Annotated in this window: 11 protein-coding genes; 6 read left to right on the forward strand and 5 right to left on the reverse strand. The window is 43.7% G+C overall.

All coding sequences use genetic code 11. The features are described from left to right. Window positions 1–5 precede the first annotated feature (5 nt). Genes ACSBQP_RS15255 through ACSBQP_RS15270 form a run of 4 tightly spaced genes read left to right on the forward strand, consistent with a single transcriptional unit; the run spans window position 6 to window position 6,674 of the window. Window positions 6–1,124 carry a PTS fructose transporter subunit IIC gene (locus ACSBQP_RS15255; protein ID WP_017358746.1) on the forward strand — a complete coding sequence of 373 codons (1,119 nt, stop codon included), beginning with the start codon at window positions 6–8 and terminating at the stop codon, window positions 1,122–1,124. Between the two features lie 28 nt (window positions 1,125–1,152). Then, a complete protein-coding gene (mngB, locus tag ACSBQP_RS15260; RefSeq protein ID WP_435028569.1) occupies window positions 1,153–3,816 on the forward strand; it encodes a mannosylglycerate hydrolase in 2,664 nt (887 codons plus the stop codon). Between the two features lie 57 nt (window positions 3,817–3,873). Continuing rightward, window positions 3,874–4,758 carry an ROK family protein gene (locus tag ACSBQP_RS15265; protein WP_435028570.1) on the forward strand — a complete coding sequence of 295 codons (885 nt, stop codon included), beginning with the start codon at window positions 3,874–3,876 and terminating at the stop codon, window positions 4,756–4,758. Beyond that, entirely contained in the window at window positions 4,755–6,674 is a 1,920-nt protein-coding gene (locus ACSBQP_RS15270) for a BglG family transcription antiterminator (protein ID WP_268357633.1), read from the forward strand. Before ACSBQP_RS15265 ends, ACSBQP_RS15270 begins: the two co-directional genes overlap by 4 nt. 61 nt (window positions 6,675–6,735) lie before the next feature. Here ACSBQP_RS15270 and arr read toward each other — a convergent pair whose 3' ends face one another. Further along, window positions 6,736–7,152 (reverse strand): NAD(+)--rifampin ADP-ribosyltransferase, encoded by a 417-nt coding sequence (gene arr, locus ACSBQP_RS15275; protein ID WP_435028571.1) that lies wholly within the window; start codon window positions 7,150–7,152, stop codon window positions 6,736–6,738. Window positions 7,153–7,446: 294 nt separating this feature from the next. Here arr and ACSBQP_RS15280 point away from each other — a divergent pair, with 294 nt between their 5' ends. Continuing rightward, the gene (locus ACSBQP_RS15280; RefSeq protein ID WP_206115927.1) at window positions 7,447–7,764 is read left to right on the forward strand and encodes a hypothetical protein; all 318 of its coding nucleotides are present in this window, start codon (window positions 7,447–7,449) and stop codon (window positions 7,762–7,764) included. 21 nt (window positions 7,765–7,785) lie between these two features. On the opposite strand, the gene ACSBQP_RS15285 is transcribed toward ACSBQP_RS15280, so the two are convergent. The 3 genes from ACSBQP_RS15285 to licT all read right to left on the reverse strand — a co-directional run bounded on the left by ACSBQP_RS15285 (window position 7,786) and on the right by licT (window position 12,159). Further along, window positions 7,786–9,207: a glycoside hydrolase family 1 protein gene (locus tag ACSBQP_RS15285; protein ID WP_435028572.1), complete on the reverse strand. Its 1,422-nt coding sequence runs from the start codon at window positions 9,205–9,207 to the stop codon at window positions 7,786–7,788. A 19-nt stretch (window positions 9,208–9,226) separates the two neighbouring features. Next, the gene (locus tag ACSBQP_RS15290; protein ID WP_008343857.1) at window positions 9,227–11,086 is read right to left on the reverse strand and encodes a beta-glucoside-specific PTS transporter subunit IIABC; all 1,860 of its coding nucleotides are present in this window, start codon (window positions 11,084–11,086) and stop codon (window positions 9,227–9,229) included. A gap of 236 nt (window positions 11,087–11,322) precedes the next feature. Continuing rightward, window positions 11,323–12,159 carry a BglG family transcription antiterminator LicT gene (gene licT, locus ACSBQP_RS15295; RefSeq protein ID WP_017358738.1) on the reverse strand — a complete coding sequence of 279 codons (837 nt, stop codon included), beginning with the start codon at window positions 12,157–12,159 and terminating at the stop codon, window positions 11,323–11,325. A gap of 185 nt (window positions 12,160–12,344) precedes the next feature. Here licT and ACSBQP_RS15300 point away from each other — a divergent pair, with 185 nt between their 5' ends. Further along, window positions 12,345–12,545: a hypothetical protein gene (locus ACSBQP_RS15300; protein WP_017358736.1), complete on the forward strand. Its 201-nt coding sequence runs from the start codon at window positions 12,345–12,347 to the stop codon at window positions 12,543–12,545. A 34-nt stretch (window positions 12,546–12,579) separates the two neighbouring features. On the opposite strand, the gene ACSBQP_RS15305 is transcribed toward ACSBQP_RS15300, so the two are convergent. Then, window positions 12,580–14,199: an APC family permease gene (locus tag ACSBQP_RS15305; protein WP_048002336.1), complete on the reverse strand. Its 1,620-nt coding sequence runs from the start codon at window positions 14,197–14,199 to the stop codon at window positions 12,580–12,582. Window positions 14,200–14,262: the final 63 nt, after the last annotated feature.

The following is a 14,262-nucleotide window of genomic DNA, read 5'->3' on the forward strand; positions in this document are numbered from 1 at the left end:
GCAGAATGAAAGCAAAATTAAAAGTCATTGAAGGCCACCTCATGACCGGTATTTCTTATATTCTTCCGGTGATCATCGGAGCTTCACTTATCGTTGGTTTAGCCAAACTAGTCGGATTAGGTTTTGGTGTATCAGATTTAAACGCCTATAAAGATGCAGGCGGCATTTTACATGGTGCCTATTTGATGGAACAGGTTGGCTGGACAGGCATTGGCTTAATGAACGTACTGCTCGCTGGCTTTATTGCCTATTCGATTGCGGATAAATCTGGTCTTGCGGCCGGCTTTATCGGCGGAGCTCTTGCCAGCTCAACAAATGCTGGTTTTATCGGCGCCGTCATTGCAGGTTTCTTTGCCGGATATGTCGCTCTCTTTGTGAAAAGAAAAATTCAAATTCAAGGCTCCGCAGCTGGACTCGTCCCTCTGCTCATCTTACCGCTCATTACTGTTGGCTTAACCGGACTTCTCATGTCCGTTCTGCTAGGCGGTCCATTAGGGGCTTTGAACACCGCATTAATTGAATGGATCAAAGGCATGGTCGCAGATGGAACAAGTACACTCGCACTTGCTCTCATTCTAGGTGCCATGATTGGCTTTGATCTTGGCGGCCCAGTGAATAAATCAGCTTGGATGGCTGGTAACGCGCTCTTCCTATCAGGTGTCTATCTTCCTGCCATTCTCGTCAATATCGCGATTGTCATTCCGCCGCTTGGATACGGGCTTGCGACATTGATTCGAAAACGCAACTTCTCTCCTACGTTTAGAGAAGCCGGACGAGGCGGTCTTGTGATGGGGATTATCGGGATTACAGAAGGAGCCATTCCCTTTACACTCGTCAATCCTTTGAAATTGATTCCGCTGAATGTCGTCGCTTGTGCTGCTGGAAGCGGGGTCGCTGCCTTATTAGGTGTCCATGACATCATGCCGCCAATTGGCGGACTATACGGATTCTTCTCAGTAGGAAACTGGTGGGCGTATTTAATCGGCGCACTAACTGGCGCACTTGTTATTGGAATTGGCGCCAACCTACTTGTGAACTTCTCTGAGAAAAAAGAACCCCAAAAGCCAGAACATGATCAGAAGCAGAAAGAAGAAGATGATTTTGACCTTGTGCTAGAAGGATAATTTGAACAAAGAAAGGTGTCGTTACACAATGACTGTCAATGTACATGTGATTCCACATACTCACTGGGACCGGGAATGGTATTTTACCACCTCCCGTTCCCGTATCTACTTAATGAAAAGCGTAATGGACATATTGGACACCCTCGAAACAGATGAACGATTCCATTACTTCATGCTCGATGCACAAGCATCCTTGCTAGATGATTACTTGAAATGGCGCCCAAAGGATGAGGATCGAATTAAACATCTCGTCACAGCAAAACGCCTCATCATCGGTCCGTGGTATACACAAACGGATCAGCTCGTGATTTCTGGGGAATCGATTGTACGGAATCTGCAATATGGGATTGAGCGCTGTCAGCAGTTTGGACATGTCATGAAGGTCGGTTATGTCCCTGATTCCTTCGGTCAATCTGCACAAATGCCTCAAATTTATCAAGGCTTTGGAATTGTCGACACAGCCTTTTGGCGCGGCGTTTCTGATCATATGACGAATCACACAGAATTTAATTGGCGCGGGGCGGATGGCAGTGAAGTGTTTGCAGTGAATCTGCCATTTGGCTACTACTACGGAGGAAATATTCCTGAAAAGGATGAAGACCTGCAAGCCTTTCTTTCTGAAAAAATCGGGGCGCTGCAAGCAAAAGCCACGACAAAGAATGTCTATTTCCCAAATGGCTTTGACCAGGCGCCTATTCGTAAAAACCTGCCTGACTTATTAGAAAAAGCCAATGAAATAGACGAGCATCACTATCAAATCAGCAGTTTAGAAGACTACATTGCAGCAGTGAAAAAAGAGCGGACTTCTTTTGAGACATTAGAAGGAGAACTCATTCATGCCAAGCATATGCGAATTCATAAGTCCATTTTTTCAACAAGAGCAGATTTGAAAATCTTAAACAACCAAATTGAAAACTATCTTGTCAATGTGATGGAGCCGATCCTTACAATCAGTTATTCACTCGGACATGACTATCCGCATGACACGGTGCGTGATATTTGGTACCTCATGTTTGAAAATGCAGCGCATGACAGCATTGGCGGCTGTAACAGTGATACGACGAATCAAGACGTTTTCTTCCGCTACAAGCAGGCAAAAGAAATCGCCGAGAATCTGGTGGACTTACACATGCGTCTCATCGCCATCCGGCTGCAAACTGAGCAAGAAATCACGTTCACTTTATTTAACACACTGCCTTCAAAGCGCTCTGAAGTCATTGAAGTCGAAACCTTTATCACAGAACGTCCATTTACGCTAAAAGACGCTGATGGACGAACTCTTCACTACACAGTCAAAAGCAAAACCGATGTGACAGATTATGTCTTAGCACAGCAGATTTCACTTAACCCAAGCAAAGAGGTGTACATGCCAAAGCAAGTCTGGAAAGCTGTTTTACTCATTGAAGCAGTCGACTTGCCATCCGTTGGTTATACACAAGTCAGCATGGTTTTCGATGAATTTAGTGAATCCATTTTGGAAAAAACAGAAGGTCGTGTCATTGAAAATACGTTTTACCGCATTGCAGCAAATGACAATGGGTCATTAGAAATTACGGATAAACAGACCGGACGAACTTTCTCTGAGCAAATGATCTTTGAAGACAACGGAGATGATGGGGATTCTTATAACTATTCACCACCGCGTGAGGATCATTATGTATCGTCTAAAGATATCTCATCAGCTGACATCACCGTATCTAAAAGCAGTTTACAGGAAGAGCTCACCATCAAGCTTCAATTGACTGTCCCATATGATTTAGAGGAACGTTCGGAGCAAAAGGTGACGACTTCCCTTCCGATCACAGCGAAGGTGGCTTTAAATAAAGATGAAGCGGTCATCCGTTTTCATGTAAATGTTGACAACCATGCGCTAGACCACCGTCTACGGGTACTCTTTGATACAGGTATTGCATCAAACGTATCACTCAGCGATCAACAGTTTGGCACCATCGAACGTCCAACGGAGCTGACGCAAGAGCTAGAATGGTGGAACAATGAACATTGGGAAGAAAAACCGATTACCATTGAACCCATGCAATCATTTGTTGCACTTCGCGATGAAGCATATGGTGTCTCTCTTTTGACGGACTGCGTCAGAGAATACCAAATCACAGGCGCGGGCTACACAACCATTGCTTACACACTCTTCCGCTGTTTCGGAAAAATGGGGAAAGAAAACCTTCTTTATCGTCCTGGCCGGGCTTCTGGAGAAAAAATCGTAGAAACACCTGACGCCCAGCTTCAAGGATCGCTATCATTCTCCTTTGGCATGCACTATAGCCAAGAAGCGGTGAATGAAGGACACTTGGCTCAGCTTGCTAAACGTTACACCACCCCGGTTCAGTGCTACGAGCGGGCAGACTTTTTAAACGGTCGTTTAATTTTCTCTTTCCGAGATGAAAAAGAAGACTTACAATCTACTTATAGCCTGCTTGACATTGAAACAGACGGGGCCGTTCTAAGCGCTTTGAAAAAAGAAGAGCATGGAACAGGCATTGTCATTCGTCTCTTCAATCCATATTTAACACGTCAAACAGCCGCTTCAATCAATAGTTCATCTCTACAACATGGAGAAACAGCGAATTTAGGCGAAACACCTGAAGGACATATACTGAAAGCACAACATGGATCATTACACATTGAACCGCTCACACCTTGTCAGGTACAAACCTACATTGTAAAGAAAAAATGAACATGTAGGGGCGGGATCCATTTGGATTCCGCCTCTCTTTAATGGAGGGCACTGATCATGCGAATTGGAGGCATCGAAGCAGGCGGTACAAAATTTGTCTGCGGCTACGGAACAACAGACGGAACGATTGAACATATGACTTCCTTTGCAACAGGGAATCCAGAAGAAACATGCCGGCAAGTGATCGAATACTTTACAGAGCATCCAGTCGATGCGATTGGCATAGGCGCATTCGGGCCTGTCGATGTAAAAGAGCACAGCCCCAGCTATGGAACGATTCTCGAAACACCCAAAACAGCTTGGCGCCAATTTCCATTACTCTCAACCTTAAAACAAGCACTCGGTCTCCCTATGAAGCTTGATACGGATGTGAACTGTGCGGCGCTCGGTGAAGCTCGTTTTTCAACTGACACAGACAGACCAAATTCCTTGGTCTACATCACGGTTGGGACGGGAATCGGCGGCGGTGCCTATATTGAAAACCGCCTCATTCACGGACTGCTTCATCCAGAAATGGGACATATCACCGTTCAGCGCCACCCTCATGACACCTATGGGGGCTGCTGCCCTATCCACCATGATTGTTTAGAGGGACTAGCATCTGGACCTGCCATAGAAGGCCGATATCATACATTGGCAAAAATGCTGCCAGAGGAGCATCCAGCCTGGTCACTTCAAGCTTATTATCTCGGGCAAATGACCGCAAATTTATTACTCACCCTTTCACCAGAACGCATTATTTTGGGTGGAGGTGTCATGAAACAACCGGCTTTGCTGCCGCTCATCCTTGAAGAAACAGACAAGCGGCTTCATGATTATTTACAATTACCAAAGCCATTAAATGAAATCGTCACAAAGCCTTCCTTTGACGGATTATCTGGTTTAATGGGAGCCATCGCCCTTGGAGCTGATGCCTTAAAGGAACAAGGAGCGGCGCAATGATGATGACGGCAGATACTCGAACCTACCAGCTCATTCAGCGGCTATTTGAAACGAAAGGGTTCGTGAAGCTGGAGGAGCTCACTGCCTCTTTTCGCTTATCTGACCGCTCCATCCGCAATTTAATCAAAGAAGCAAACGAGCTGTTAACACAAGCTGGAGCCATGATCAAAACCATCCGCGGGAAAGGATATACGCTCTTAACAAGTGACCAAGACGCTTTCCTGCTTTGGCTTCATCAGCAAAAGCTTCCTGCCCGCTCTCTCGTACCCGTCATGCCAGAAGAGCGCATACGATTTATGATGAGAAAACTATTGCTTCAATCAGACTACTTAAAAATTGATCAATTAGCAGAAGAATTGTTCATCAGCCGTATGACGGTCAGCAGTGATTTAAAAAAAGGACGGGAGCTGTTAGCCCGTTACGGTATGACCCTTGTCTCAAAGCCTGGATTTGGCTTAAAAGTAGACGGAGACGAATTGCAAAAAAGGACGTGCTACGCAGACTTACTGCTTGAAGAAGAACCCGCCCTATCTCATATAACTGAGCGGGAACAGCTTCATTTCCCTGACATTTCACTTGAAACCATTCGATCCATTGTGCTGACAAATCTATATCAAGAATCACTGCTCATTAAAGATATTGCCCTAAAGAATTTAGTGATTCACTTAGCGATTGCCATTCAGCAAACGCAAAAAAAACAGCGGATACCCGCCAGTACCACTCACACACAAAGACCGCCAGTGTTAACAAGAATCGCTCAAAAGATCACTCATCAAATAAGTGACACGTTTCACGTCACCTTATCAGAGGATGAAACAGATTACTTGGTGATGCATCTCTTAGCGAATCAAACGTGGAAAGAAATCGATGAGCACCAAACGACAGAAGAAGTGCGTCAGGCGGTGACACGATTTCTCCAGCACATTGAAAAAACAAGCGGTCATCGTTTTGTAGATGACGATATCCTGCGTCAAGATTTGATGCTGCATATGAAGCCATTATTAAATCGAATTCAATACGGCGTGTCTTTACAAAATCCGCTTTTGCATGAGATCAAAACATCTTACCCTTATCCGTTTGATTTGGCTGTCAGCGGACTCAATGCCTTACAGCTGGTGCGGACGCCAAATGAAGATGAGGCGGCATATGTTGCCTTACATATTGCTGCTTCATTTGAAAGAAGTCATCTTGACACCTCGCAAAAAAAGAGGGCCATTATTGTATGCGGGTCTGGACTAGGAACGGCACGGCTGCTTGAAATTAAATTGAAGGCAGCCTTTCAGCATGAGCTTGAGATTGTTGAGCTTTATTCTTATCAGGATTACGCTTTTAGCACGACTTTGCCATGTGATGTGATTATTACAACCGTACCTCTCGCACCAAAGGGGAAACCAATCATTCAAGTGAATGCTTTTTTTGAACACCATGATGTCCAGCGTGTGAGTGAGGTCATTCACCTGTTAAACGGACACGGTTTCCCTTCGCAGGAGCTGATGGCTTTTTTCCAAGAACGATTGACCTTGTTGGATGTGAACCTTTCAAGCAAAGAAGAGGTATTAGATACGCTTTGCAGCCGGCTGGAGGCGCATCAGCTTGTTTCATCTTCTTTTCGTTCCTCCGTGCTGGAGCGGGAGCAAATGTCATCGACCTATCTTGGCAAGGGAATTGCAATGCCTCACCCGCTCATCACAAATGAAGGCACCTCCTGCGTGGCAATTGCACGATTGAAACAGCCAATTGATTGGCAGGGAGATCAAGTATCTCTGATTTTCTTGTTAGCCATTCAGAAAGATGACGCTGCCTGCATGAATCAATTTTTTGAACAAGCTGTCGATTTATTAGACAGTCCTGACCGCCTTCACTCCTTGACACATGCAAGGACATTTGATGAGCTGATGCATGTCCTGTTTCAATAGCACATAAGGCCGCCCAAGTGAAATCGGGCGGCCTTTTATTCATCTATTCCTCACATACGAATCAATCGTATATGACATTTTTTCCTTCTTCCCTTAACTTTTTTAACGACGTCAGCATATGATTGATTTCTTCATCGGAGTGTCTTTCCCAAGCGCCTAATTCTGCGACAATTTTCAAAGGGGATGTCGATCGATAAGAACGGGTCGGATTCCCTGGAAACTTTTGATCCGTCAAATTCGGATCATCTTCGAACTCGCCTGTTGGTTCTACAACATAAATTCTCTCTTTGGAATCAGACCGGGCTAATTCAGCTCCCCATTTGGCTGCATTTAATGTTCCGGTGAAATAGATGTGGTTCGATAGTTTATCCTGATAAGTAGATAAATGCAACGGTTCAAGAAGGTCCCCAATCTTCAATTCCGCTTTCGTCCCATGAAAAAACGGCCCAGGATCTAAAACATCTTTCTTGTCATTCATACAGCCACATCCCTTATCGTTTTTGACTTGCGTATAACAGTATACGGGCTGATGCGGGCGGAAAACAGTCTATAAATGAGATTAAATTCGGGGTATAATGATAGTAGAGAGTAAGATGTGATCGGTAAACTCCAGCAAGTTGAAAAAACAGCAAGCATACATACAAAGCAGTCTTCTTGAAAGAGATAAAAAGCTGTTAGACGCCATAAAAGCCAAAGAGACGTTTGACGTTTTATGTGGTTGGCGTGTTGGCACATAATCAATTAAATTCTTCAGGAAGGGTGTAATGAGATAATGAAAGATAGAGATAAGATTTGCCATATATATGCACAAAAAAGTTGGCATATGGATTCTTATATTATTGGTAATCGTGAGGGTTTAATTGAATTAAAGAGTGCTATTGACCAAGCATTGAAAAGTAATGTTGGTCAAGCTGAATTGTTTCCATCAGATTTAGAGGATTATACAACTTACGTTGCTTTAGTTGATGATAAGGAAGAATTGGATTCACTTATTATGCCTTACACTGATGAGGATAATGATGATGAAAACTTGATACATCCAGTTGATATAGTTACAAGTCATGAAGAGAAAAAAACCCCTAAAGATTAGGGGTTTTTTAGTGTGATATTGTTACTTCCCGATGTTCTCTCCATTTTGCTCGATCAATGTTTCATACCAATAAGAGCTCTTTTTCCGAATTCTCTTCAGGTCTTTCAGATCAAATTCATCACGATTGACGTAGATAAAACCGTAGCGTTTTGAGCAGCCTTGGTGTGTACTGATTAAGTCGATGGCTGACCACGGGCAGTACCCGAATACCTCAACACCGTCAGTGATCGCCCATTTGATTTGTTCAATATGTTTTTCTAAATAATCAATTCGATAATCATCCTGAATCGATCCATCCGCTTCTAGCTTGTCAAAAGCGCCTAGCCCGTTTTCCGTAATAATAAGAGGCAGCTGATAGCGGTCGTAAATCTCACGCATCGTTGATCGGAAACCGATAGGGTCAATCTCCCAGCCAAATGCATTTTTACTTAAGAACGGGTTGTTGCCGCCTTTGTAGACGCCATCTTCACCGGATTTTAAATGCTGATCTCCGCCGCGGGCAAATTCATCATTGCCATCTCCTTTACTCGCTTCAACCGTTTGAGATGTGTAGTAGTTAAAGGCAATGAAGTCTGGTTTTGCACTTTTCAAAATATCCATATCTCCCTCTTCAATCACAGGAAGAATGTCTTTTTCCTTCATGTATGCCCATGCAAGGTTGTTATAACGACCGAATACCGCCATATCAAGATATAGCCAGTTGCGGATTGCATTGTAATTAGCCGCAGCAATGACATCCTCAGGTTTGGGAGATGCCGGGTAAATAAGGGCGATGTTTGGCGCTGGTCCGATTTTTGCCTCAGGCAGCAAACGATGACAAAGCGTCATGGCTTTCGCCTGTGCCACAAGCATATGGTGGTTCTGCTGATATAGTTCTTTTTTCGGATTTTCTAAATTTGGATCCAGTGTACCTAGAGCTGATCCATGTAAGATCATCATGTTTTGTTCATTAATCGTCAGCCAATATTTTACCTTCTCGCCATACTCCTGGAACAAAACCTCCGCATAACGTTCAAACGCATCGACTGTCGAACGATTTGACCAGCCGCCTTTCACTTGAAGCGCATGAGGTAAATCAAAGTGATACATCGTCACAATTGGTTCAATGTCATAGCGGCGTAATTCATCAATGAGAGAATGGTAGAAGTCAATTCCCTTTTGATTGATCTCCCCATCTCCATCTGGAATGATACGTGTCCATGCAATAGAGAAACGATAAGCCTTCAAGCCCATTTCTGCAAACATCTTCACGTCCTCTTTATATCGATGATAGTGATCGCTGGCTACCTTAAAATCAGTTGTTCCTTCAGGATAGCTTTCTCTCATATCAATGACTGAAGGTCCCTTGCCATCCTCGTTCCACGCACCTTCTACTTGATAGGCGGAAGTCGATCCGCCCCAGAAAAAGTCTTTTGGAAATGGTGCTAGTGTTGAATATCTCATGATTATGTCCTCCCTTTTCTTAAACTAAGTGTAAAAATGATTGTCCTGGTGTCACTTGTTTTTCTTCTGTCTCAATGATATCGCTAAATTCACCGGAATTGGTAATAATCACAGGTGTTGTGACAGAAAGACCTGCTGCTTGAATGGCCTCAATATCAAACTCCGCAAGCAGTTCACCTTCTGTAATGGTTTGGCCCTGCTCAACCTTCGGCGTAAAATGACGGCCCCCAAGTTGTACAGTATCCAGTCCAATATGAATGAGTACTTCTGCTCCGCTTTCAGAGGTGAGACCGTATGCATGTCCTGTTGGGAATACCGTTGTCACGACCCCAGTTACTGGTGCAAACAGCTTGCCTTCTGATGGAATAATGGCTGCACCCTTACCTAATGCGCCAGATGAGAAGGCTTTATCTTGCACCTCTTCTAGCTTGATGACTTCGCCAGATAAAGGACTTTTCACATGAGCTGCTTTGACACCATGTTCATTTTCAGATGCTGGTGCAGAACTAGCTGCAGGAGCATCTTCTTCATCCACAGGATCTTTGAATCCAATCAAATAGGTTAAGACGATTGAAAGGACAAATGAAACGGAAATTCCGATTAAGAATCCTGTAAACCCTTGACCATAGAAGATCGGAAGTGTCAGTAAACTCGGAAGACCTGATGCGATCGCAATACTTTGTGAATAACCGATAATGGCACCACCGACACCGGCAGAGATAACCGCTGCAATAAATGGTTTTTTCAAACGAAGTGTGACGCCGTATACAGCAGGTTCTGTAATTCCAAATACAGCAGAAACCGCTGTCGATCCAGCTAATGATTTCAGCTTTTTGTTCTTTGTTTTCAGCATAACACCGATTGAAGCACCGGCTTGTGAAAATACAGCTGGCGCAGTGGCCGGCTTAATATGATCTTTTCCATGAACCGCAATATTATTTAAAATGACTGGCACAAGCCCCCAATGGATACCGAAGATGACAAGAACCTGCCATGCCATCGCAATTAAAGCACCGGCAAGTGTAGGGCTAAAGGAGAATACTTTCAGCAGGACGGCTGCAATTCCATTCCCTGCATACACACCAAATGGTCCAAATACGATCAGTGTCAGTGGAACGACCGTGACCAGTAAAATCAGTGGTGTAATAAAGTTTTTCACACTTTCATGAATGACTTTGTTAAAGAAACGTTCGATATATCCCATCACAAACACTGCCAAAATAATCGGGATAACCGTTGATGTATAAGACATTAAGACAACCGGAATGCCGAAGAACGACACATCTCCGCCGCCTTTTGTGAGCTCTTGAATAGTCGGGTAGATCAGTGCACCTGCAATCGTCACAGCGACAAATGGATTCGCTTTAAACTTCCTAGCAGAAGTGAATGCGAGCAGCAGCGGCAGGAAGTAGAACAAGCTGTCTGATGCGGCAAATAAAATTTGATACGACGTATCTTCAGGAGATAACCATTTTGCATTGATACAGATGCCTAGAAGTCCTTTTAAAATACCGGCACCCGCCATGACACCTAGAAGCGGTGTGAAAATTCCAGAAACAATGTCGACGAATTTTCCAAAAAGACTTGTACTCTCTTCACTTGATCTAGCAGATGAAGAAGTGGAATCCTCTAATAGATTCGTAAACTCCCCAATCTCTCGATATACCTCTGGTACGGTGTTGCCAATGACCACCTGAAACTGGCCGCCGCTTTCCATGACAGTCACCACACCATTTAATTTTTCAATGGCCGCTTTATCTGCTTTTGATCTGTCATTTAATGTGAAGCGAAGTCTTGTGGCACAGTGAACCAATGAATGAACATTTTTCTCTGTCCCGATATGTTTGATAATGTCTTCTGCTAATTGACGATGACTCATACAAAAACCCCCTTTTTTTCAAAAAAATACGTTTTTAGGCAAAATAAAAACCTAAACGGGCACCAAAAATAGTCGCAACTTGCTATTGCGCTTTTTCAGTGAACGTTTAGGTTTTGCCTGCCGAACAGTCACAATCCTCTAAGACGATCATTGTGAAACCGTATTCTTTTATGTTTATGAGCAAATAGTACCACTCACTTTTTATGATGTCAACGCTTTCTTTTAAAATTCTATCTTTATTTTTCTCGTTTGATGAGTCGATTCAAATGAATTGATAGATAGAGCATCTCCTCTGATGTCAGGTCGCGATGATACGTTTGATACACATATTCCGCGATTTTCTTTGCGCAATCGTACGCCTTCGGATATTTTACTTTAATCAGCTGATATAAATCTTGATCTTCACTGACGAGTAACGTTTCGTTGATGAGACGCTGTACGAAAAAGCGTAAATGTGTGAGAAAACGATAAAAGTTGAGCGAGTCTTCATCAAATTCCATGTTCAGATGATATTTCACAATGGTCAGTATGGCATTCACTTCTTTCGTGATATTGACCGTTGTATTCATGTCTTCATTGAGCTCTGCATTAATAATATGCATGGCAATAAAGCCCGCTTCATCTTCAGGCAGTTCAATATGAAGACGATCTTCAATCATCTCCAGGCATTCCTTCGCCACGAGAAACTCATCTTTGTATAAACGTTTAATCTCCCAAATCAGTGAATTCTCAATCAAGTGGTTTTTCTTTAATCGTTCGATGGCGTAATGAATATGGTCTGCTAGCGATACATGCAGACTTTCGTTTAATCTTCGGTTCAGCTTTGTATGTGCGTATTGGATCATTTCCTCGGTCACCTTGACGACATCATACGGAACCTCTTGAAGCAGCATTTTCATCCGTTCATGTACGGAATGATCCTCTAGGCGGAACACTTTATCAATTAACGCCTCGTCCACCGGGTCTCCGGGACGTCTTTGAAAAGCGATGCCTCTGCCCATGACGACGATTTCTTTTCCTTGTTCATCTATCACACTAATGACATTATTGTTTAGAACCTTTTGAATCTGCATCTCCAAACACCTCCGTCTATAACCAGCCATCTACACTCAAAATATGCTCTCATCTTAACACAACTGTCAAATCACTTGGCGTTTTTATCTGACTTTTGAAATAGATTTCACGATATTTTTCCTTCTTTCTTGCTGGTCTGATCCTCCCTCGGCCTGCATACAATACCCCGAGGAGGTGACCTTCGATGAAGGCTTTTTTCTGGTCAGCATCTTTTTTATTCATGTTCATTCTGACTCTCTTTATTCTAGGTATTGTTTTTTGGCTTAGTGGACAAGGCTTAGATCAGCTATGGAGATATGCGCTTATCTGTCCTGTGACAGCCACCGTTCTACACGGCGTTACCACTTGGCTAAAGCAGCATGTCATGGATCATCCATCCAAATAAAAAGGCTGCCCTCAGTATTCAGGCAGCCCTTCCGTTATTCCTTAGATGAGGCGGCTTCTTTCTGAGAAGCACGCAGTTCATCGTTGATTTTTTTCGCATCTTCTAAAAACTCTGTTTCAAATCCACTTTTGAGTGCCCACATATAAAATAACAACGCCACAACTGCAATAAGTGCCATATCCCAACCATAATGAATGACGTTATACCCGCCAAATTTATCACTGCCGAGACAGGAAATCGTCATCATCACAAGCAAATACACAACCATCCAAGCACCTGCTTTAAAGTGACGACCAAAGCCCTTCCACTTCGCTTTTGCTTGATAGTAAAAATAGATTGGCAAACCGATGAGAATAATGAACAACACCTGACCCGTCAGCGGCCATCTCGCCCAGTACAGTGTCAATGATGCAAAGACAAAACCAAGCGGAGCAATGATGCTGAGTCCTTTAATTCGCAGTGGACGATATAAATCTGTGCCCGTCTTTCTCAGCGTCATCACTGTCACAGGTCCTGTCAAATAGGAAATCAGGGTCGCCACAGAAATAATTTCAGCGAGAACCCCCCAGCCTCTAAACAAAAACAGAAAGATAAACGATACACCCAAATTAAAAAACATCGCTGGACGAGGCACACCGTAAATTGGGTGCAGACGGCCAAGTACACTCGGCATGTACTTGTTTTTTTCCATCCCATAAATCATACGAGACGTCGTCGCCGTATACGTAATCCCTGTGCCAGAAGGAGAAACGAACGCATCTGCATATAAAATAAGGACAAGCCAGTTAATCCCTAGCGCAATGGCAAGGTCAGCAAATGGCGAGTTGAAATTCAAATGCCCCCAGCCATTCACAATCATTGATGGATCGACAGCGCCAATAAAAGCGATTTGCAGCAGCACATAAATGACCGTTGCAATCAAAATCGATCCAACAATGGCGATTGGAATCGAACGCCCTGGATTTTTCGCTTCTCCTGCCATATTAATCGGGCTTTGGAAGCCATTAAAAGCAAACACAATCCCCGATGTTGCCACAGCTGTGAGCACACTCGCCCAGCCGTTCGGCGCAATACTTGTTCCAGAAGTAAAATTCTCACTATGAAAACCTACGAATAAGAGCGCACCAATTGTTAATCCTGGAATGACGATTTTAAAAACCGTAATGAATGTATTCGCCTTTGAAAACAACCCAACTGTCCAATAATTGAGCAGAAAATAAATCACCAGCAGCACACTTGCCACCATGAGCCCCTCGGTCGTCAAAACCCCTTTTGTGACCAAATGACTTGTCCACTTTGCCCACTCCCAAGGCCATGAGCTCATGTATTGAACGGAGGCCACTGCCTCAACAGGAATCACTGAGACAATCGCAATCCAGTTTGCCCAAGCGGCGATAAATCCAACAAAAGAGCCGTGTGAATATTGCGTATATTTGACCATTCCGCCTGCCTCTGGAAACATCGACCCGAGTTCACTATAAGACAATGCGATAAATAAAATAACAACCATCCCGATCAACCATGACAAAATAGCAGCAGGGCCGGCGATTTGAGCAGCCCGCCACGCACCAAAGAGCCATCCTGAACCAATGATTGAGCCAAGACCTACCATCATTAAAGCGAAAGTTCCCATCCTACGATGCAAATGATTCATGTTCATAACACCTTTCGATTAAAATACAGAGCATGTGTCGAGCAAGCGCCTTTCTTTTATAGC

Origin of the sequence: Bacillus sp. G402 (assembly GCF_051172515.1) — a bacterium.
Taxonomy (GTDB): Bacteria; Bacillota; Bacilli; order Bacillales; family Bacillaceae; genus Bacillus; species Bacillus altitudinis.

Coding starts and splice junctions, on each gene's coding strand:
- ACSBQP_RS15255 (WP_017358746.1), top strand. CDS start 6: ATGAAAGCAAAATTAAAAGTCATTGAAGGCCACCTCATGACCGGTATT.
- ACSBQP_RS15280 (WP_206115927.1), top strand. CDS start 7,447: ATGAAAGATAGAGATAAGATTTGCCATATATATGCACAAAAAAGTTGG.
- arr (WP_435028571.1), bottom strand. CDS start 7,152: ATGAATGACAAGAAAGATGTTTTAGATCCTGGGCCGTTTTTTCATGGG.
- ACSBQP_RS15285 (WP_435028572.1), bottom strand. CDS start 9,207: ATGAGATATTCAACACTAGCACCATTTCCAAAAGACTTTTTCTGGGGC.
- ACSBQP_RS15290 (WP_008343857.1), bottom strand. CDS start 11,086: ATGAGTCATCGTCAATTAGCAGAAGACATTATCAAACATATCGGGACA.
- licT (WP_017358738.1), bottom strand. CDS start 12,159: ATGCAGATTCAAAAGGTTCTAAACAATAATGTCATTAGTGTGATAGAT.
- ACSBQP_RS15270 (WP_268357633.1), top strand. CDS start 4,755: ATGATGATGACGGCAGATACTCGAACCTACCAGCTCATTCAGCGGCTA.
- mngB (WP_435028569.1), top strand. CDS start 1,153: ATGACTGTCAATGTACATGTGATTCCACATACTCACTGGGACCGGGAA.
- ACSBQP_RS15265 (WP_435028570.1), top strand. CDS start 3,874: ATGCGAATTGGAGGCATCGAAGCAGGCGGTACAAAATTTGTCTGCGGC.
- ACSBQP_RS15300 (WP_017358736.1), top strand. CDS start 12,345: ATGAAGGCTTTTTTCTGGTCAGCATCTTTTTTATTCATGTTCATTCTG.
- ACSBQP_RS15305 (WP_048002336.1), bottom strand. CDS start 14,199: ATGAATCATTTGCATCGTAGGATGGGAACTTTCGCTTTAATGATGGTA.